Origin of the sequence: Nonomuraea turcica, assembly GCF_030718205.1 — a bacterium.
Classification (GTDB): domain Bacteria; phylum Actinomycetota; class Actinomycetes; order Streptosporangiales; family Streptosporangiaceae; genus Nonomuraea.
Window position 1 is genome coordinate 1 of record NZ_JAUZQF010000008.1, and the last position, 18,991, is coordinate 18,991.

16 protein-coding genes are annotated in these 18,991 nt (G+C 70.3%); 3 read left to right on the forward strand and 13 right to left on the reverse strand.

Features of this window, described 5'->3' with window-relative positions; all coding sequences use genetic code 11:
* Positions 1-454 precede the first annotated feature (454 nt).
* Entirely contained in the window at positions 455-1,483 is a 1,029-nt protein-coding gene (locus Q9G87_RS21170; protein ID WP_305918149.1) for an AI-2E family transporter, read from the forward strand.
* On the opposite strand, the gene Q9G87_RS21175 is transcribed toward Q9G87_RS21170, so the two are convergent.
* The 10 genes from Q9G87_RS21175 to Q9G87_RS21220 form a co-directional block, all read right to left on the reverse strand.
* Complete coding sequence (locus tag Q9G87_RS21175) at positions 1,466-2,167, reverse strand: helix-turn-helix transcriptional regulator (protein WP_305918150.1); 702 nt, start codon at positions 2,165-2,167, stop codon at positions 1,466-1,468. The genes Q9G87_RS21170 and Q9G87_RS21175 overlap by 18 nt on opposite strands.
* 33 nt (positions 2,168-2,200) lie before the next feature.
* Positions 2,201-3,052 (reverse strand): hypothetical protein, encoded by an 852-nt coding sequence (locus Q9G87_RS21180; protein ID WP_305918151.1) that lies wholly within the window; start codon positions 3,050-3,052, stop codon positions 2,201-2,203.
* 109 nt (positions 3,053-3,161) lie between these two features.
* A complete protein-coding gene (locus Q9G87_RS21185) occupies positions 3,162-4,358 on the reverse strand; it encodes an ABC transporter permease (protein WP_305918152.1) in 1,197 nt (398 codons plus the stop codon).
* On the reverse strand, positions 4,355-5,065 hold the full coding sequence (locus Q9G87_RS21190; protein WP_305918515.1) for an ABC transporter ATP-binding protein: 711 nt from the start codon (positions 5,063-5,065) through the stop codon (positions 4,355-4,357). Before Q9G87_RS21190 ends, Q9G87_RS21185 begins: the two co-directional genes overlap by 4 nt.
* Positions 5,065-6,093, reverse strand: coding sequence for a peptidoglycan-binding protein (locus tag Q9G87_RS21195; RefSeq protein WP_305918153.1), 1,029 nt, complete (start codon positions 6,091-6,093; stop codon positions 5,065-5,067). Before Q9G87_RS21195 ends, Q9G87_RS21190 begins: the two co-directional genes overlap by 1 nt.
* A 62-nt stretch (positions 6,094-6,155) precedes the next feature.
* Positions 6,156-6,683, reverse strand: coding sequence for a hypothetical protein (locus Q9G87_RS21200; RefSeq protein WP_305918154.1), 528 nt, complete (start codon positions 6,681-6,683; stop codon positions 6,156-6,158).
* Positions 6,684-6,707: 24 nt separating this feature from the next.
* A complete protein-coding gene (locus tag Q9G87_RS21205; protein WP_305918155.1) occupies positions 6,708-8,114 on the reverse strand; it encodes a sensor histidine kinase in 1,407 nt (468 codons plus the stop codon).
* On the reverse strand, positions 8,111-8,788 hold the full coding sequence (locus Q9G87_RS21210) for a response regulator transcription factor (RefSeq protein ID WP_305918156.1): 678 nt from the start codon (positions 8,786-8,788) through the stop codon (positions 8,111-8,113). Before Q9G87_RS21210 ends, Q9G87_RS21205 begins: the two co-directional genes overlap by 4 nt.
* 44 nt (positions 8,789-8,832) lie before the next feature.
* Positions 8,833-10,611, reverse strand: coding sequence for a vWA domain-containing protein (locus Q9G87_RS21215; protein ID WP_305918157.1), 1,779 nt, complete (start codon positions 10,609-10,611; stop codon positions 8,833-8,835).
* The gene (locus tag Q9G87_RS21220; protein WP_305918158.1) at positions 10,608-11,669 is read right to left on the reverse strand and encodes an AAA family ATPase; all 1,062 of its coding nucleotides are present in this window, start codon (positions 11,667-11,669) and stop codon (positions 10,608-10,610) included. The genes Q9G87_RS21215 and Q9G87_RS21220 overlap by 4 nt, the downstream gene beginning before the upstream one ends.
* Before the next feature lie 244 nt (positions 11,670-11,913).
* Here Q9G87_RS21220 and erm point away from each other — a divergent pair, with 244 nt between their 5' ends.
* A complete protein-coding gene (gene erm, locus Q9G87_RS21225; RefSeq protein ID WP_305918159.1) occupies positions 11,914-12,738 on the forward strand; it encodes an ErmE/ErmH/ErmO/ErmR family 23S rRNA (adenine(2058)-N(6))-methyltransferase in 825 nt (274 codons plus the stop codon).
* On the opposite strand, the gene Q9G87_RS21230 is transcribed toward erm, so the two are convergent.
* Positions 12,727-14,118, reverse strand: a complete 1,392-nt coding sequence (locus Q9G87_RS21230; protein ID WP_305918160.1) for a hypothetical protein — start codon at positions 14,116-14,118, stop codon at positions 12,727-12,729. The two genes, erm and Q9G87_RS21230, sit on opposite strands and share 12 nt — an antisense overlap.
* Before the next feature lie 117 nt (positions 14,119-14,235).
* Between Q9G87_RS21230 and Q9G87_RS21235 the strand changes: the two genes are divergently transcribed.
* Positions 14,236-15,807: a molybdopterin-dependent oxidoreductase gene (locus tag Q9G87_RS21235; RefSeq protein WP_305918161.1), complete on the forward strand. Its 1,572-nt coding sequence runs from the start codon at positions 14,236-14,238 to the stop codon at positions 15,805-15,807.
* Between the two features lie 33 nt (positions 15,808-15,840).
* On the opposite strand, the gene Q9G87_RS21240 is transcribed toward Q9G87_RS21235, so the two are convergent.
* Both Q9G87_RS21240 and Q9G87_RS21245 read right to left on the reverse strand, forming a co-directional pair.
* Complete coding sequence (locus Q9G87_RS21240; RefSeq protein WP_305918162.1) at positions 15,841-17,274, reverse strand: carbohydrate-binding protein; 1,434 nt, start codon at positions 17,272-17,274, stop codon at positions 15,841-15,843.
* The gene (locus Q9G87_RS21245) at positions 17,271-18,839 is read right to left on the reverse strand and encodes a chitinase (protein WP_305918163.1); all 1,569 of its coding nucleotides are present in this window, start codon (positions 18,837-18,839) and stop codon (positions 17,271-17,273) included. The genes Q9G87_RS21240 and Q9G87_RS21245 overlap by 4 nt, the downstream gene beginning before the upstream one ends.
* Positions 18,840-18,991: the final 152 nt, after the last annotated feature.

Consider the following 18,991-nt stretch of genomic DNA (forward strand, 5'->3'; position numbering starts at 1 on the left):
TCCAAACAATGATCATGTTCGGATGAATCATCCAAGCAATAACCGTCAAAAATGACGGGGTCATACATGTGTGATGCACATGCACTGGCTTTTAACACACTGTTGAGTTCTCAAGAAACGGACGCGTTTTCCGGCGTTTCGTTTCGGTCTTGCGTTATGTCTTAATTCTTACATCCCCGCGAATTCCTGTCAAATTGACCGGACTCGCGAGAACTGCGGGAATTAAGTCGCGCCCCGTTTCCGGGACAACCCCTCTAACTTACCAGCCCTTGAGAGTGGACGCGAACGTCCACCGGAGTGGAGAAGTCTGGAGGCTGTCCCCGAAGTGAGGCCGGCGATCATGCCGTCCCCTCGGGACTGAAGAACTGTATGTGCGCCTCCCGGAACCGTCAAATCGGCGGTTCCGGCATCCGGCACCCGGGCATTCACACCGGGTAATCGCAAGGGAGCGCACGTGAACACTCTGCCCAGGGCACTCATCATCCTGGTGGGCATCGCCGGCGCGGTCATCACCCTGTTCGGGCTCCGGGAGGTCGCCTCGATCGCCGGCCCGGTCGTGCTGGCCCTTGTCCTCGTCATCGCCGTCGCCCCGGTGCGCGGCTGGCTCGACGCCCAAGGGTTGCCCGTCTGGGTGCAGGTCGCGGTGCCGTTCTTCGTCGTCGTGCTGGTGCTGCTGGCCATGGTGGGCATCCTGACGATCTCGGTCACTCAGCTGACGTCGCTGCTCCCGGCGTACGCGAGCGAGTTCGAGCAGTTGCTCGCCGACGCGCAGCGGTGGGCCGCCACCTACGGGCTCGGCACCGACGTGTTCGACCGGGCGCTGGACGCGTTCGACCCGAGCCGGTTGTTCGAGCTCGCGCAGGGCCTGCTCGGGAGTTTGATCGGCGTGCTCTCGGCGAGCTTTCTCGTGGTGGTGTTGTTGCTGGCGATGTGTCTGGACGCGCCGGTGATGGCCAGAATTCTCACCGCAGGGGAAGAGAACAGACCCCAATTGGTGACGGCGCTCGCCACGTTCGCCCACAAGACGCGGCGCTATCTCATCGTCTCCACGGTCTTCGGGCTCATGAACGCGATTCTCGACGTGCTCGCGCTGTCGCTCCTCGACGTCCCCCTGCCGCTGCTTTGGGGTGTGCTGGCGCTGATCGCCAACTACATCCCGAACATCGGGTTCGTCATCGCGTTGCTGCCGCCCGCGATGCTCGCGCTGCTGGACGGCGGCGTGCGGACCATGGTGCTCGTCGTCATCGCCTATATCGTCATCAACGTCGTCATCCAGTCGTTCATTCTGCCCAAATTCCTGGGTGACGCGGTGGGGCTCTCGACGACGATGACGTTCATCTCGTTGCTGGTGTGGACTCTGGTGCTGGGGCCGTTGGGCGCCATTCTGGCCATCCCATTGAGTCTGCTCGCCCGGGCCTTGCTGATCGACAGCGACCCGAGCGCCAGATGGGCCCAGGCGCTCGTTTCAGGCAGGCACCCGTAGGGGTGAGACCAGCCGTCCCATGGACACCCCGCTCAGCCGCTTGACGTCATGGGACAGGTGGGCCTGGTCGGTGTAGCCGCTCGTGGCGGCGACCTCGGCGAGGGGCATGCCTGCGCGGGCGAGCCGCAGCGCGTGCTGGAAGCGGACGATGCGTTGCAGGGTCTTGGGCGCGTAGCCGAAGGCGGCCACGGCGCGGCGGTGCAGGTGGCGATCGCTGAAGCCGAGGTCCCAGGCCACTTCGGTCACCGTGCGCCCGGCCATGAGTGCTCTGGCGATGGCGGGCGCGGCAGGGTCGGCGGCGGAACGGGACAGGCGCCGCTCGACGGCCGCGCCCATGGCCTCCAGACGCCATTCGGGCCGGGGGGCGCAGGACTCGTCGATCGGCAGACCGGGGAGAGCGGACAACGGGACCCGCTGGTCACGCAGCTCGTGGACCGGAGCCCCGAAGACGTCGCCGACCGCGCCGGGCTTGAACCGGATGCCGATGAAGGTGTCGCCTGCCGCCATGGCCGTGGGCATAGGGCCCGTGTCAGGTCCGGCCACGAACAGGCCCTCGGGGCCCCAGATAAGGTCGACGCAGGCGTCGGGCACCACGAGCTGGGTGGTGTCCGTCTCGCTGACCTGGTGCCACACGCAGGCGACGCGCCCGGCGAGGTCCGGGCCGGGAGGCCGCTCCTCGTACATGACTCCAACGTATGCCACCCCACCGACAGAACCTCAGGGCAGCCGCCCGTACGCGCGCAGCGTCTTCAGCCTCTGGACGGCGAGGTATCCGCCCCATTCGTGCTCGACCACCGGTGTCCAGATCAGCCAGTTGAGGCCCCACTTGTCGTCGTCGCTTCGCGGGTCCAGGAGGGCGTCGAGATGGGCGTCCAGGACGTCCTGGGTGAACAGCGGCAGCCGCAGCGGCTCCGGCGCGAAGTCCAGCGGGAAGTGCACCTCCCCCGGCGTGTCCGGATCCAACGCGACCGTGGCCAGGATGGCCTCGCGCAGCCGGGCGAACTCGGCCTCCGCCCGATCCCGCTCCGTGACCAGGTTCAGGAAGGTCACGATCGCGCGGGCTTCGTACGGGCTGGTCTCCTGGACGGCCGCGATGCGCGACCAGCAGAAGTCCGTGGCGGTGGCGAGCCAGGGGTGTGTGATGCCGTGCTTGTGCAGCAGTCCGGCGATCGACGCCGTTGGGATGAGGTTCCCAGGCGGATCGCCATCGGTCTGCCACCATGGCGCCCTCAAGGTGTCCCTGACCGACGGCAGGACGAACGGCACGCCTCCGTCGGCCGCCGTGACGCCGGCCAGGTAGTCGCAGGCGGCCGGCACCATCGGCGAGTCGAAGGCGGCGAGCTCGTCCAGGATCCAGAACGCGACCTCGACCGGCTCCGGCTGGCTGCCCGCGCCCCGCAGGTCGGGTTCGAGCGCGTGGCCGAAGCCGCCGTCGGGGTTCTGGTAGCAGCGCAGCACGTCCAGGACCCGCTCCCGCGAGCCATCCCGGAACAGCGCCTCGAAGCGCAATCGGTCGATCAGCCTTCCGTGCAGCTGAAGATATCTCTCTGCCCGGTCCAGCACGTCCATGAGTTGCGGCCCTTCCCTCGTGGTTCCTCCGCGCGACGCTACCCTCGCCGCCCGGCGGCTCACTTGTAAGAATCGGACGCATGGAAGAGCAGCGGCGTCGCCGGGGAGGTCACGGAGTGGCCAGGGCTTCGGTCGGCGACATCCTGGCGGCGCGTACGGCCGGGTAGAAGCCTGCGATGCCGCCGATCACGAGCGTGGCCAGCACGCCGCCGGCCATGGCCCAGACGGGCACGATCGCCGGCCAGCCCTGGAAACCCGCGTACGCCCCGGTCACTCCGATGCCGAGCACCACGCCGCCGACGCCGCCGATGGCCGACAGCAGCAGCGACTCGGCCAGGAACTGGAGCCTGATCTGGCCCTTGGTCGCCCCCAGGGAGCGGCGCAGGCCGATCTCGGCACGCCGCTCCAGAACCGAGATGACCATCGTGTTGGCCACGCCCACGCCGCCGACCAGCAGTGCGATGCCGCCGAGGCCGAGCAGGAGGGCGTTGAGCGTGGCGTCGGTTGCCTGCTTGGCGGCCAGCACGTCGGAGGGCCTGGAGACCTCGACCTCGTTCGGCTTCTCGGGGTTGGCGGTGGCGCCGAGCACGTCGCTGACCGCCACGACGTGGTCTTCCTGCGCTCTGGCGTAAATCGTGGTCGCGTATCCGTCGAAGTCCAGCCGTTCCTCCGCGACCGGCCAGCCGACGAGGGCGGCCGTGTCGAGCTCGGGCGCCAGCGGCGCGGGGGCGAGCACGCCGACGATGGTGAACCATTGGCCGCCGAGCCAGACCCGCTGGTCGGGGCCCGCCTGGACGACGCCGAGCCGGTCGGCGGCCTTGGCGCCGAGCACGGTGGCCGGGTAGCGGTGGGTGGCCGCGTTCAGCCAGGCGCCGCTGACCACGGTGACGCCGGTGTCCTGGAGCAGGTCGAGCCGGGCGGCGGTGACGGAGATGCTGCCGGTCTCGGCCGCGGGGATGTGGTCGTTGCGGTAGACCTTGGCGGGCGTCGTGCCGGTCGCGGTGACCGACGTGACAGGGGCGATCTGCCCGATCATGCCCTCGGCTTCGGCGGGCAGGTGGGAAGCCTCGCCGAACAGGGTCTGCCCCGGCGACACGGTGAGCAGGTTCGTGCCGAGCGCTTCCAGCTGCCGGTTGAGGTCCTCCTGGCTGGAGGCGGAGATGCCGACGACGCCGAGCATGGCGGCGATGCCGATGGCGATGCCCAGCGCGGACAGGAACACCCGCAGCGGTCTGGCCCGCAGTCCGGCTCCGCCGACTCTGACCACGTCGCGCGGGCGCAGGCGGGATGTGGTGAGCACTGTCATGTCCTGGCTCCCTCAACGAGTCCACTGTGCGCCTCCGGCACGCGTCCACTGCGCGCCTCCGGCACGACGCGGCCATCGAGCATTTCGACCTGCCTGGGAAGGGAGGCGGCGATGCTGCGGTCGTGGGTGATGATGACCACGGTGGTGCCGGCCGCGTGCAGCTCGCGCAGCAGCTCCATCACGCCGGCACCGGAGCGGGAGTCCAGATTGCCGGTCGGCTCGTCGGCCAGCAGCAGCTCCGGGTTGCCCACGACGGCGCGGGCGATGGCCACGCGCTGGCGCTCGCCGCCGGACAGCTCGTGCGGGCGGTGGTCGATCCGGTGCTCGAGCCCGACGCGTTCCAGTGCCTCGTAGGCGCGCAGCCGCCGCTCGCGCAGCGACGGTCCCCCGTACAGCAGGCCGTCGGCCACGTTGTCCAGCGCGGGCACCCCGGCGGCGAGGTGGAACTGCTGGAAGACGAAGCCGATGACGTTGCCGCGCAAGGCGGACAGCTGCTTGTCGGTGAGCGCACTCACGTCGTGCCCGGCGATGCGGACGGTGCCGCCGGTCGGGCGGTCCAGGGTGCCGATCATGTTGAGCATGGTGGACTTGCCCGAGCCCGACGGGCCCACGATGCCGACGAGCTCGCCGTACTCGATGTCCATCGAGACGCCGCGGAGCGCGGCGACGCCGCCGTACAGCTTGCTGACATCACGCAGTTCGACGATCACTTGGGCACCGCCACGGTCATGCCCTCGTCCACGCCGGTGACCTCGACCTTGCCGTCGGCGAACATGCCGGTTTCGACCGGGACGTAGCGCGTGGCCGAGCCCTCCACGACCTGCACGCCGTAGCCGCCCTCGGCCAGCGCGACCAGCGCTCCGACGGGCACGGCCAGGACGTTCTCGCGCTGCTCCGCGACGATCGTGACGTCCACGGGGGCGGCGTCGAACGACTTCTTCAGCCCGCTCACCGACACCGTGACCTCGACCGTGGTGGCGGTGTCGTTGCCGCTGCCGGTCTCGGTGGCGACCTTGCCGACGCTCGCGACCTTGCCCTTCACGGTGCTGCCGTCGGGCAGCTCGACGGTGGCCTGCTGGCCCTTCTTCACCAGGTGCTCATCGGCCACGTCGAGGTTGACGAGCACCTCTCGGGTGGTGCCGGTGGCGGTGAGCACGGGGCCGCTCGCGGTGTCGCCGAGGGCCTTCTTCAGCTCGGCCACGCGCAGGGCGCCGTCCGCGACCACGACGTCGCCTGGCTGGACCACGCCTGTGACGTCGTGGCCGAGGTCCTCCTGCCAGTCCTCGACGGCCTCCCTGGTGGCCCAGGTGTATTCGTTGTCGACGTCGAAGCCGGTGTAGCCGAGCTTGTCGAGGTTGCGTTCCAGCAGCTCGACGTCACTGCCCGTGACGCCGTCTTGCAGGGTGCGGTAGAGGGGCATGTCGCCGTACAGGAGGGGGCGGCGGTCGGCGTCCTCGCTGTAGACACCGCGGCCCCGGGTGATGGTGGAGCCCTCGCCGGGCAGCCAGGTGATCGTGCCCTGGGACTTGGCGGCGATGGTGATCACGTCGCCGTAGCCGAGGGTGCCGTCCACGGTCGTGGTCTCGGTGAGGGTCGTACGGCTGACCGTGGCGGTGGCGGGGGGCGTGCGGCCGGCGGTGGTCGTACCGGCGCCGTTGCCGCCGAAGCCCACGGCGGCGGCCGCGACGGCGGCGGCGAGCAGCGCGGCCCCGCCCGTCCAGGCAAGGACACGCATCGGGCTGCGGCGGCGCGGCGGCAATGCACGCGTGGCGCGCGCAGTCTTTTCCTCGATCTGGGTCACGTGGTCTCACCCGTTCTGGGGAACTTGTCCTGGCACGCGTCGAACGCCTTCTGGAACTGGGGGTCGTCGCGGTTGAAGTTGCGTCCTTCGCCGCTGCCCATGGTGCCGTCGGGGTTGGGGTCGGGCATATCAACGCCGTTGTCGCGCATGCACTGGGCGAACTGCCGCATCTGCTCGATCTGCTCGGGGTTGAGCTGCGTGCGGTCCCTGGACGGCGCGTAGTCGCGGCAGGCCTCGATGGCCTTCTGGACCTTGTCCCTGTCGACGTCCTCGCCGAGCTGCCTGAGGCCGCCGCCGCCGTTGGGATCGGGGTCCTCCATGGGGATGCCCTGCTCGCGCATGCACTGGGCGAACTTCATGCCCTGCTCCTGGGGGTCGGCGGTGCCGGTGGGCGTGGCGCCTGAGCTTGCCGGGGGCGGGGACGCGCTACTGGATACGGAAGCGACTCCGGTGCTGCCCTGCTGGCCGGCGCAGCCGACGGCCAGTGCGGCGAGCAGGGCCGTCGCGACGATTGTCCGTTTCATGCTCCCGAATGTGCCGAGCGCGCTTCAATGCGAGCTGGGAGCCGCCTCGGAGCCGGGTAGGAGCACGCGGAAGGTGGCGCCCTTGCCCGGCGCGGTGTCGAGTTCGACGCGGCCGCCGTGCGTGCGGACGATGGCGGAGACAATGGCCAGGCCCAGCCCGGCGCCGCCGTCGGCCCTGGATCTGCCCTGGCCGACCCGGTAGAGGCGGTCGAACAGGTGGGGCACGTGCTCGGGCGGGATGCCCGGCCCGGTGTCCGCGACCTCGAGCACGGCCATGCCATCCGACCTGCCGACCTTGACGGTGATCGCGGCGTCGGGCGGCGTGTGGCAGATCGCGTTGCCGATGAGGTTGGCGGCCACCTGGCGCAGGCGGGCCTCGTCGCCCACGATCGAGACGGGCGCCAGCGGCCCGCCGAACCCGCCCAGCCTGACCTGCCGCTCGGGCACCCGTACGCGGGCGTCCCTGATCGTGTCGGCGGCCACTTCGAGCAGGTCGACGGGGTGCCGGTCGAGCGGGCGTTCCTCGTCGAGCTGGGCCAACGTCAGCAGGTCGTTGACGAGCACGCCCATCCTCGCGGCCTCGTCCTCGATCCTGCGCATCGCCTCGTCGGCGTCGCCGCCACCCCTGCGGTGGAGCTCGGCGAAGCCGCGTACGGAGGTGAGCGGGGTGCGCAGCTCGTGGGAGGCGTCGGCGAGGAAACGCCTCATGCGGGCCTCCGAGTCGGTCCTGGCGGCGATCTCGGACTCCAGGCGGTCGAGCATCACGTTCATGGCGCGGGCCAGCCGGCCCGGTTCGGTGTGCGGGTCGTGGGCGGGGGCGCGGCGGGAGAAGTCGCCGCGGGCGATGTGCCCGGCGGTGGCCTCCATCCTGGTGAGCGGGCGCAGGCCGAGGCGTACCACGGCAGCGGCCGCCATACCGAGCAGGAGCAGCACGAGCGCGCTCACCGCGACCGCGATGGCAATGGCCGCGGTGAGGTTCTGCTCCAGCTCGGCCAGTGACTGGGCGAACACCGACACGCTGCCGTCGGCCGCCTCGACGGCGCGGATCCGCCACGACGGGCCCGAGGTACCGGGAACGGTGTAGGCGACATCGGTCCTGATCTCCTCGAGGACGGGAGCGGGCTCGCCGGGCGCGGAGCTTCGGAACTGCAGCGTGCCGTCAGGGTTGTAGATCATCAGCTGAATGGCGGCGAACCGCCTGGCGAGCGTGTCGAAGTAGTCGTTCCCCGTGATCTGCTTCTGGGCGAGCATCGGGAGGCCCCTGACGGTGGCGGCCCTGGAGATCTGCGCCAGCTGCTCGTCCACGCGGCCGATCATGGTGTCGCGCAGCAGCGTGACGCCGACGACGTTGGAGAGCACGAGCGCGACCGTGGTGAGGCCGAGGATGGCCATGACCAGCCGGGTGCGCAAGGTCCAGGTGGCGGGTCTCATCGTGGGGTCCTCAGCGTATAGCCGACCCCGCGTACGGTGTGGATGAGCTGCGGCTCCCACTTGTCGATCTTCTTGCGCAGGTAGTAGACGTACGACTCGACGATGCTGGAGTCGCCGTCGAAGTCGTAGCGCCAGACGCTGTCCAGGATCTGCGCCTTGCTCACCACGCGCCCCGCGTTGGTCAGCAGGTATTCGAGGAGGTTGAACTCGGTGGGCGACAGCTCGACCGGCACCCCGGCCCGGCGTACCTCGTGGGCCTGCGGGTCCAGCTCCAGGTCGGCGTAGCGCAGGACGTCGTCGCGCGGGACGGTGCGGCTGCGGCGCAGGATGGCGCGGATGCGCAGCACCACCTCCTCCAGGCTGAACGGCTTGGCCACGTAGTCGTCGGCGCCCAGCGTGAGCCCCTGCACGCGGTCCTCGACCTGGTCGCGGGCGGTCAGGAACAACACGGGGATCCGCTCGCCGAGCCGTCTGGCCACCTCGAACCCGTCGAAGTCGGCCAGCATCACATCAAGCACCACGATGTCGGGCTTGAACTCCCTGGCGGCCGTCACCGCCTCCGCGCCCGTCTCCGCGGTCCGCACCTCGAAGGAGACCAGTCGCAGAGTCTGCGACAGCAGGGCGCGGATGTTGGGCTCGTCGTCCACGACGAGCACCCTGGCGGGTCGATCCATGGTTAAAGGAATACCCGAGCCAGCTCAATGCCAGCTCAAAGGCATCACTTCACGAAGAACACGGGACCACGCGGTCTGAACGGCAGCGATGCGCCCTGCGGCACCAGGAACGCGTGCTCCCTTCGGATGCGCAGCACGTCGCACCCGCCGTCGGTGATCACCAGGATGGGCCCGTCCGGTGGGAAGTCGTCGGCCTGCTCGAGCAGTCTGACACCCGGCTGGAGGACGGTGCCACCGCGGCCGCGCACTCTGACCTTGCCCGCGATGTCCTCGACCGGCAGGTAGCCGGCGTCGTAGGCGGCGGCGTCGCAGAAGACCACGCGGGCGCGGGGCACGTCGCGGGCCGCGGCGTAGGAGGCGATCGCGCCGAGCGCCTTGCCGAGCAGCTTGACGTCCATGGAGCCCGAGGTGTCCAGGACGACCCCGAACGTGGCCCTGCGCACGACTTCCTCGGGGCGGATCCAGCCGGGGCGCGGGATGCCGGGACTCGACGCCTGCCGGCGCGATGCGCGGGCGTAGGAGCGACGCTTCTCCTCGGGCTGGAAGTGCTCGTCGAACCAGCGGGCCAGCTGGGCGTCCCAGGGCAGCGGCGGCTGGTCGAGCGCGCGGATCTCCTCCTCGAGCCCGGCGGGCAGCAGGCCCCGCCCGTTGCTCTGGTGATAGGCCAGGCCGGTGCAGAGCGCGTTGCGGTAGTAATCGTCGAGGTCGACGTAACCGCCGATGCGGCGGGGCGGGCGGTCGAGCACGTCGCCGAGCCCGCGCCCGCGCAGGGTGGCGAGCTTGCGCAGGCGGCGCAGGTCGGTGGCGATGTGGTCGTAGACCGCCTCGGCGGACATGCCGCTGAGCGACTGGTCGAACAGCAGCCCTTCCGGCATCTGACCGACGCCCATCTCGGCCAGCCAGCCGTTGATCACGTAGTCGCAGGCGACGTTCCACAGGTAGGGGTCCCGCAGGCCGCACCGCTCCCCGTGGCGCAGCGCGGCGTGCAGCATCTCGTGCGCCAGCACGAAACGCCATTCGTCCTCGGAGTGGTGAGCGAGCGGGTTGATGTAGATCTCCCCCGCCTCGGCGCTGACCGCGGCGATCGAGATGGACCAGCCCCTGGCCAGCTCCGCGTCGGAGACGATCTTCATGCCCGCGGCCAGCGCGCCGAGCAGCGGGTAGGAGGAGGTGAACCAGCGCAGCGCGAGGTCCCACGGCCCTTTGACGTGCCCTTCGACGGGGGTGCGAGGCTCGCCGGCCTGGTCGAGCGCGCTCGTGGCGGCCTCGGCGACGCCGATCGCGAACGACCGCTGGAAGTCCATGTAGTCGGCCAGCTTCGCCGAGCCGATGCGGAAGTCGGGCTCCCCCCGTGGCTTGAGCGGGGCCGGGATCCCGAATCTGCGCCACTGCTCGGACAGCGTCACCTCGTCGTTCTCCGGCACCTCGGCAGGGAGCGGCCAGGGGCAGCGGCCGATCTTGAGGGTGCGCAGGAACCGCTCCACGGCCAGGCAGCAGGCGGCGTGGTAGGCGGGATGCGGGCGGTCGCCGTCGACGTCCCTGGGCGCGCAGGTGCGCGGGTCGGCGTGGCCGAAGCCGAGGTGCAGCAGAAGGTGGGCGAAGACCCAGGTCCACTCCTCGGCCGGGGCGCGGCGCTTGGGGTGGAAGCGCACGTCGCCGTCGTCGGTGACGATCGCCCAGGTGTCGTTCGTCAGCTCACCCTCCTCGGCCTCCTCCAAGTGGGAGTAGAAGACGCGAAACAGCGGCTGCTTCGTGGTGGCCTGCCAGCCCTTCATGAGCTCGGCCCGCCACGGGTCGACCTTGGCCTTGCGGCGGCTGCTCATGACCGGGCCGCCATCAGCCGCGGCACGTCCCTGCCGACCTCGACCAGGAACCAGGTGGGCAGCGCGGGTGCGCCGTCGGCGTTGTTGGCGATGACGAGCTGGGCGCACTCGAGGGAGATCTCGGCCAGCTCGACCAGCAGCGTCTTGGCGCGGAAGCCGAGGTCGCGACCCCGGGAGGAGGCTCCGCGTTTGTCCGCGGGCAGCTCCTTGATCAGGCGGGCGCGGAACGCCTCGGCCAGGAAGTAGAGCAGGTCGCGCTCCTCGGGCGCGCGCGGCCAGGGCGCCTCGCCCTTGAGCACGGCCTCCAGGTCGTACGCGTGCCGCACGGTCTTGACGTAGGCGCGGAACGCCGAGGCGTGGGTGGCGGTGAGCGTGCCGAACGCGAGCATGGCGATCGTCTCGTCGGACACGTCGTCGCCGTAGGACAGGAGCACGTCGGACAGCATGTGCCAGGCCCGGGGCGAGGAGAACGTCTCCTCGGTCTTCGGCGGCTGGCTCCACAGGTGGTCGGGCCGCTGCACGAGATAGTCGACGATCCACGGGTGGATGCCGTTGGCCGCAGCCCACTTCAGCCAGTCGTCGGCCGAGGCCCGCAGGTGGACGTGGACCAGCCGGTTGATCAGCGCGGAGGCCATCGGGCGGGCGAGGGCGTTGTCGGTCGCCCTGTTGCCCGCGCCGATCACGACCGAGCCGGCCGGCAGCTCGTAGGTGCCGATCCTGCGGTCGAGGATCAGCGAGTAGAACGCCTTCTGCACCTCCGGCGCCGAGGCGTTGAGCTCGTCGAGGAACAGGCAGTAGGGCTCGTCGCGGGCGATCGACTCCGGCGGCGCGAACCGGCTGCGCCCGCCCACCAGCTCGGGCACGCCGATCAGGTCTTCGGGGGCGAGCTGGGTGCCGAGCAGCGTCACGCACTCCAGGCCGAGGGAGCCGGCGAACTCGCGGACCAGCGAGCTCTTGCCGATGCCGGGCGCGCCCCACAGGAACACGGGCCGGACCACGGCGACGTGCAGCAGCAGCTCGGGGAGCTGCGCGGGGGTGACCGTGACCGTTGCCTGCACGCTGTCCAGAGTGACGAACCAGGCGCCGCTCGCGCATCACATTTAATTGCGTTGCCCGGGTGCCGGTCCGCTGCCTACTGTGGCAGGCATGACATGCATGTGCGCCTGCCCGATGTTCATTCGCATCCGCCGCAGCCGGGCTCTGGCCCGCTAGCGGACGCGATCATCTGAGGCTGCGCGTCCGCACGCGTGCCCAGGGCCCTTCGAGACCCCATTCATCTCGAGGACCCGAAGGGGCAGCGCTGTGGCGCGGAATTTCGCACACGGTAACTATTCACACACCCAGAAGAACGCCAGGAACAGCGGTGGCGGCCGCACGCCCAGAGACCGGGCGCGGCGCACGCTCTCGCAGAATTTCCTGGTCGACAGGCATGCCGTCGACCTGATGGTGAAGGCCGCCGCGCCCAAAGGGCTGGTGCTGGAGCCGGGCGCGGGGGAAGGCGTGCTCACCTTGGCGCTGGCCGAGGCGGGCGCCAGGGTCGTCGGCTACGAGATCGATCCCCTGCTGGCCGGGAAGCTGAGCGCGCGGACCCGTAGCGATCCCCGGATCGACGTGGTCAGGGGCGACTTCACGGCCGCGCGGGCGCCGGGTGAGCCGTTCGCGGTCGTGGGCAACATCCCGTACTCGGTGACGTCGAAGATCGTGGACTGGTGCCTGCGGGCGCCTGGCCTGACCTCGGCGACGTTGCTCACGCAGCGGGAGTACGCCCGCAAACGCACCGGCGACTACGGCCGCTGGAGCCTGGTCACGGTGGAGTCGTGGCCGTGGTTCGACTGGCGGCTCGGCGACACGATCGGCAGGGAGAGCTTCCGGCCCGTCCCGGCGGTCGACTCGGCGATCCTCCTGGTCAGGCGGCGGCCCGAGCCGCTGGTCCAGGGCCGTCGTTCCTATCAGGAGCTGGTCGAGCTGGGGTTCGGCGGCGTCGGAGGATCGGTGCGGGCCTCGCTGAAGACCCGTTATCCGGGGGTGGACGCCGCGTTGAAGGCCGCGGGCGTGGCCCGCGACGCCGTCGTGGGTCACGTGCACCCCGATCAGTGGATCACGTTGTGGGAGCGGCTATGCCGCTGAGGTGAGCTTGGCCTTCGCCGCGGTCTCCACGGCGGGGGCCAGGCCGGGGGCCGGTGCCACGCGCCGGCCCCAGGGCATGGCCAGGAACAGGATCGGCAGCAGCACGATCGACGCCCGCGACCAGTCCTGGTGCAGATACCACCACGTGGTGACGTCGAACTGGGTCATGTAGAGGTAGCCGTAGCCGGCCCAGAGCGAGACGCCGATGATGGCCGGCCAGGCGAACCTGGTTGGCCTGGCGATCAGGAACGGCATGAACCACAGCAGGTATTGGGCGCCCAGCCGGGGCGTCACCACCATGAAGATCAGCAGGATGGCCGTGGTCAGGTCGATCGGGTCGGCCCGCCGCCAGAGGATGAGCACCGCGATGACGCACACGTAGATGAGGTTGGTGCCGAAGGAGGCCAGCTCCGGGATCAGCGCCCAGTCGCCGCCGGTGAACCACGGCGTCCAGCCCCATTCGCCGATGATCGGCCGGATGTCCTGGATGGTGTGGATGACCGCGGGGATCTGGTCGAGCGACGTGCCCGCGAAGATCGGCAGCGTGACCAGGAAGAAGATCGGCACCATGCCGGTGGTGAACAGGGCCGCGACCCGGGAGCGCAGGTTGGGCAGGAGCAGGAGCATGCCGGGGATCAGCCAGATCGGCCAGCTCTTCGCGCACAACGCCAGACCCATGAGCAGCCCGGCCAGCGCGCCGCGCTTGACGTGGGCCAGGTCGTCGGCGCCGGGCAGGAGGGCGCGGTGCAGCATGCCGCCGCGGCCGATCACCCGCGGGATCGAGGCACGCACGCCGTACGCCGCCAGGCCGCGGCGCACCTTGGCGATCACGTCGGTGGTCATGCCGGGACGCTCGGGCTCGCCGGGGCCGCGGGCGACGACGAACGCGGCCACGCCGAACACGAGCGCGACCGGCTCGACCTGGCCGTGGACGGAGGCGATGAGCAGGGCGAGCGGGTTGAGCGCATATTGGAAGGCGCGCAGCGACGCCTTTGGGCCGCCGGCGAGCTTGGCCACCAGCGGGATGAGCACGATGTCGGCGACGACGGTGACCAGGCGCCCGGCGTATTCCCACGGGATGCCGAGCCATAGCAGGATGCCGTACACGTAGGGGATGGTCGGCAGGAAGTGCCAGCCTCCCTCGCTGGCCAGCACCGGGTCCTCGCCCCGCAGCACGGCCTCGCCCGCGGGCTTGAAGCTCTCCATGAAGTCGACGGGCTGCCATGAATCGATCGCCGAGGTGTACATGATGAGCACGCGCACCGCCACGCCGACGACGATGGCGGCGATGAGCGGAGGCCGCCAATCGCGCCATTGGGCGATGAGAGCGAGCATGACACCGGCGACGAGGACTATCCCCGTGAGGACTGCGTAATCCATGGCGGGATCTAGCCTGCCGCATCCACCCGAGTGCCGCCACCTGGGGTTCCGATTCTTATCCCCGACATGCCGACACGTTTCGCGATACGGCACCACGGTCTGTGTTCAACTTTTTGCATGGGGGGATCGCAGGTCAACCAGGCACTGGTGAGGCTCTACTTCGAGGTGAGAGATGGGCTGCGCGACCCGGTCGCGGCCTGGGCGAAACTCACAGGGAACTCACAGCAATATGTCCGGGCGAGAGGCGAGCGGCGGGTGCCGCTCGACGACGGCACCGCGGCCGAGCTCGCCGCGGCGGCGATCGTGCACACCACCGCGCGGCACGGCGCGGATCGGGTGGCGGCGCTGGCCACCTCACCGCTGGCGCGGATCGTCGGCGGGCTCGGCGGCGCGGTGCTGACCGAGCATCCGTGCGCACCCGAGCAGGTGCTGGGGCCGCGGTTCGCCGGTCCGCGGGCCGAGGACTGGGCGCGGGCGGCGTACGTGCTGCTCTGGGGCGAGAACAACCGACTCGTGCGCACCGCCGACACGCCCTGGGTGATCGCCGGGCGGTACAAGGGCCAGAAGGTGGTCGCGATCGGCACCCATCCGACGCGGTTGTCGGACGAGACGCTGGTCGTGCGCCCGGGCACGGACGGCGCGCTGGCCATGGCCATGGGGCACGTGCTGCTCAAGGAGTTCTTCCTGGACCGCACGCCGTTCGCCGGGCACGCCATGGAGCGCACGGATCTGCCGTTCCTGGTGCGGCTGCAGCCGAGGAACGGCGCGTACGTGCCCGGCGGGGTGCTCGGGCGGGTCAGCGACCGGCTCACCGTGTACGGCGGCGAGGCGGTCGAGGTGCTGCTGCCGCGCTTCGACGACGGTCCGGGGGTGCTGCGGCGCGGCGTGCCGGTGGTGCGGGACGGCGACAACCTGGTGACGACCGTGTTCGACCTGCTGCTGGCCGTGTACGGGGTGGCGCGTCCCGGCCTGCCCGGCGCGTGGCCGGCCGGGTACGACGACCGCGCCGAGCCGTACACGCCCGGCTGGCAGGAGGCCTGCACCGGCGTGCCCGCCTCGCGCACCCTGAAGATCGCGCGCGAGCTGGGGGTGACGGCGGAGAAGACCGGAGGGCGGTGCGTGATCGTACCGGGCCGGCTGGAGACCCCGCACGCCGACACCGCCTACCGGGCGATGCTGGCACTGCTGGTGCTCACCGGGTGCGGCAGCGGGTGGGCGCAGGCGAGCGGTGTGGGGATCCCGCTGGTGCCGTACCTGTGCCTGCATGCCTGTGGCGAGGACCGCTCGGACGTGGGCGCGCTCAGCTGGGCGCTGGCCGAGGGGCTGTTCACGCACCGCACGTCGCGGTCGGTGCTGCTGGAGGCGGTGCGCGACGGCTGGCCGATGGCGCCGCCGCCGCGCGTGCTCGCCCTGCCGCGGCCGATCTACCCGCTGCCGCCGGACGTGGATCTGCTCATCGGGCCCGACGACCACTGCGACCTGTCGCCCCCGGACGCCGAGCTGGTGGCCGGCGCGGTGGCCAGGCTCACCGGCAGCCCGGCCGTGACCGAGCCGGACGGCGACCGGGCGGCCGGGCGGATGCGGCTGCTGGTGGACCACGCCTGGATGCACGAGTACGGCGAGGCCCTGCCGACGTACCGTCCGCCGGGCCTCGGCGTCCCGCTCAAGCCCACTCAGCTCGTCATGTGAGGGCGTTCAGCCCCGCGCAGGCCGGGTCGTGGCTCAGAAGCCGGCGGTGATCCTGGTGAACTCCCAGTCGGCCTGAGCGATGCCGCTGCAGTTCGACACCACGCCGCCGCCCGGGCAGGGACGGTCGCGGTTGACGGACCAGTACGCGAACCTGGTCAGGCCCCGGGCCTTGGCCCAGTCACGGATCTGCGTCCAGGTGGCCGGGGTGGTGAGCTCCTGCTGGTCGGACAGGCCGTTCATGCCGGAGATGCCCATGCGCGCGTACGCCTGCGCGTCGCTCCAGCCGAACGCGCTCTTCAACGCGTTCTTCAGCCCCTCAGAGGCGTTGACGGTGTCCTGGTAGATGTTGGAGCTGCCGAAGTCGAACGGCATGATCGTGTAGTTGTCGATCGGCACGCCCAGCGCCCTGGACTGGTTGATCAGCCGGATGCCGTGGGCGTTCGGGCCGGTCCTGGTGGTGCCGAAGGTGACGACGACCTTGACGTTCGGGTTGTTCTGCTTGACGATCTTGAGGCCGTTCAGGATGCGGTCCTGGACGGTGTAGTTCTCGAACTCGTCGGTGTTCTCGATGTCGAAGTCCACGACGGCGGGGCCGACGGCGTTGATGACCTGCTGCACCGCGTTCGCGAACGCCTGCGGCGTGGAGCAGTTGGGGCCGAGCTTGTTGCCCGACCAGCCGCCGAAGGAGATCTGGACGTTGCCGCCCTTGGACTTGATCGTGTTGATCGCCTGCTGGTCGGCGCCGCCGGTCAGCGGCCGGTTGCCGTCCCAGGCCGGGGTGCAGCCGCCGCTGGACAGGATGAAGGCCATCGTGAACGACCTGACGCCGGTCGCGTCCATCACGGTGCCCGGGTTGGGCGGGTTGCCCCAGCCCATGTAGAGGTAGGGGGCGCCGGCCATCTTGGTGGGGTTGGTAGGCGGCGGGCCCGAGGAGGTGGTGGCGGTCACGGAGTTGCTCACGCCCGACAGGTTCCCGGCCGCGTCGCGGGCACGCACCGTGTAGGTGTAGCCGGTCGAGGGGTTCAGGCTGGAGTCGGTGTACGTGGTGCCCGTGGCGGTGCCCACGTGCGTGCCGCCGCGGTAGACGTTGTAGCCGGTCACGCCCACGTTGTCGGTGGAGGCGTTCCAGGCCAGCGAGACGCTGCTGGAGGTGACGCCGGTCGAGCGGAGGCTGCCGGGCACCGACGGCGCGGTGGTGTCGCCTCCTCCCCCGGTGCCGGCCTTCCAGAGGGCGGGCACGTTCGGCGGCTCCCAGCCGGGCTGCGAGGTGTGGGCCTGGAGGCAGACGTAGTCGACGCCGTTGTGGGTGACGACCGCGCCCACGGCGTAGGCGGTCCACGGGGCCCAGGCGGCGGCCATCTGCTGCACCGCGCCGTGGGCCGCGGGCGCGGCGGTGACGAGGCCGGCGCCGGTCAGGGCAAGTGCGGTGCCGGCCAGTAACGCGGTCAGCTTGCTGCGAAATCTCATGGCATCCCCTGGAGGTGCGGCTTGACGGTCTTGGAGAACGACCAGTTGTTGCTGGCGTCCCAGTTGATGGACCAGGTCATCGCGCCCCTGATGTCCGGGTAGGCGCGCGGTGGCACGAAGGTCCCGCAGCTGGTCCGCTTGGCCAGGCAGTCGAGTGCCTGGTTGACGAGGGAGGGCGACACGACTCCGCCGCCCGCGGCGCCCGGCCCGGCCGGCAGGCCCAGCGCCACCTGGTCGGGGCGCAGGCCGTTCTCCAGCTGGATGCAGGCCAGCGCGGTCATGAAGTTCACGGTCCCCTGCGCGTAGGCGAAGGACTGGTCGCAGCCGAGCATGGAGCCGGAGTTGTAGAACTGCGTGTGGACGACGGTGAGGATGTCCTTGATCGACAGGGCGAGCTTGAAATACTCCATTCCGGTCGACTGCATGTCGATGGTCTGCGGGGCCATCGTGATGATCAGGCCGGAGCCCGCCTTCGCGCGTAGCGCCCGGAGGGCCTGGGCCATGTAGGTGGCGTTGAGGCCGTTCTCCAGGTCGATATCCACGCCGTCGAAGCCGTAGCTCTGCATGATGGCGTACACGGAGTCGGCGAACCTGGTGGCCGCCGCAGCGTCGGCGACCTGCACCCGCCCGGCCTCGCCGCCGACCGACAGGATGACCTTCTTGCCCCGCTGGTGCAGGGCCTGCACGTCGGCCTTGAACTGGGCGTCGGTGTAGCCGCCCACCGCCGTGGCCAGGCCGGGATCGACCGCGAAGACGACCTCGCCGGGGGTGGCGGTGGCCTCGCCGAACGCGATCGCGACCAGGTCGTACTCGTTCGGCACGGCCGAGAGCTTGAGCTCGGCCGCGGCGTTGACGAAGTTGTGCCAGTAGCCGGTGAGGAAGTGCTTGGGCAGCGTCCCGCCGCCGCCCGTGCAGCCGGTGGTGGTGGCGGTGGCGTCCCGCCCGGGCGACTCGCCCTGGGCGTTGTACGCCTTGACCGTGTAGGTGTGGGTCTCGCAGGCGCCGAGGCCGGAGATCGTGGTCGTCGTGCCGGTGACAGTGGCCTTGACAGCGGCGCCCTCATAGACGCGATAGCCCGTCACCGTGCCCGAGGACGCGCCCCAGGTCAGGGTGATGGCGCCCGCGGTCGCGGTGGCGCTCGCCGCCCCCGGCGCGCCCGGGACGCCAGGTGTGGTGGTGCCGCCGCAGGAGGCGCCGTTCAGCGTGCAGCCGGTGATGCCGGGGAAGTTGCCCGGGCCGCCGTTGAAGCCGAAGCTCGCGCTGGCGCCGGCGGCCAGCGTCCCCGCCCAGCTCGGGTTGGTGAACGTGTAGTGCTGGCCGTTGCGGGTCATGACCGCGTCCCACACGGACGGGATCGAGTAGCCGGCCGGGACGTCGAACTGCACGTTCCAGCCGTTCATCGCGGTAGTGGTGCCGTTGGTGACGGTGACCTTGCCCTCGAAGCCCGAGCCCCAGTCGGAGACCTTGACGAAGGTCGCGGTGGCGGTGGCCGCCTGGGCGGGCGGCGCGACGAGCAGGCTCAGGGCGAAGGTCGCGAACGCCACGAGGATCGCGCGGTGTTTCACGGGTTTCTTCCTTTGGGGAGTGACGTGCCGCACGGCTCGTGCCGGGGGGTGAGAGCGTGAGCCGTGCGGCACGGGCAGAGGCCCAGGGTCAGGGCTTTGCGGGGGTTGTAAGAGTTTGTCCAGGTGAAGATTACTTTTAGGAAAGTTTCCTA

What these genes read in the sequence shown, in the direction of transcription:
- Q9G87_RS21235 (WP_305918161.1), top strand. Translation starts at nt 14,236, where the DNA reads ATGGGGGGATCGCAGGTCAACCAGGCACTGGTGAGGCTCTACTTCGAG.
- Q9G87_RS21210 (WP_305918156.1), bottom strand. Translation starts at nt 8,788, where the DNA reads ATGGATCGACCCGCCAGGGTGCTCGTCGTGGACGACGAGCCCAACATC.
- Q9G87_RS21205 (WP_305918155.1), bottom strand. Translation starts at nt 8,114, where the DNA reads ATGAGACCCGCCACCTGGACCTTGCGCACCCGGCTGGTCATGGCCATC.
- Q9G87_RS21240 (WP_305918162.1), bottom strand. Translation starts at nt 17,274, where the DNA reads ATGAGATTTCGCAGCAAGCTGACCGCGTTACTGGCCGGCACCGCACTT.
- Q9G87_RS21185 (WP_305918152.1), bottom strand. Translation starts at nt 4,358, where the DNA reads ATGACAGTGCTCACCACATCCCGCCTGCGCCCGCGCGACGTGGTCAGA.
- Q9G87_RS21215 (WP_305918157.1), bottom strand. Translation starts at nt 10,611, where the DNA reads ATGAGCAGCCGCCGCAAGGCCAAGGTCGACCCGTGGCGGGCCGAGCTC.
- Q9G87_RS21200 (WP_305918154.1), bottom strand. Translation starts at nt 6,683, where the DNA reads ATGAAACGGACAATCGTCGCGACGGCCCTGCTCGCCGCACTGGCCGTC.
- Q9G87_RS21180 (WP_305918151.1), bottom strand. Translation starts at nt 3,052, where the DNA reads ATGGACGTGCTGGACCGGGCAGAGAGATATCTTCAGCTGCACGGAAGG.
- Q9G87_RS21195 (WP_305918153.1), bottom strand. Translation starts at nt 6,093, where the DNA reads ATGCGTGTCCTTGCCTGGACGGGCGGGGCCGCGCTGCTCGCCGCCGCC.
- Q9G87_RS21230 (WP_305918160.1), bottom strand. Translation starts at nt 14,118, where the DNA reads ATGGATTACGCAGTCCTCACGGGGATAGTCCTCGTCGCCGGTGTCATG.
- Q9G87_RS21175 (WP_305918150.1), bottom strand. Translation starts at nt 2,167, where the DNA reads ATGTACGAGGAGCGGCCTCCCGGCCCGGACCTCGCCGGGCGCGTCGCC.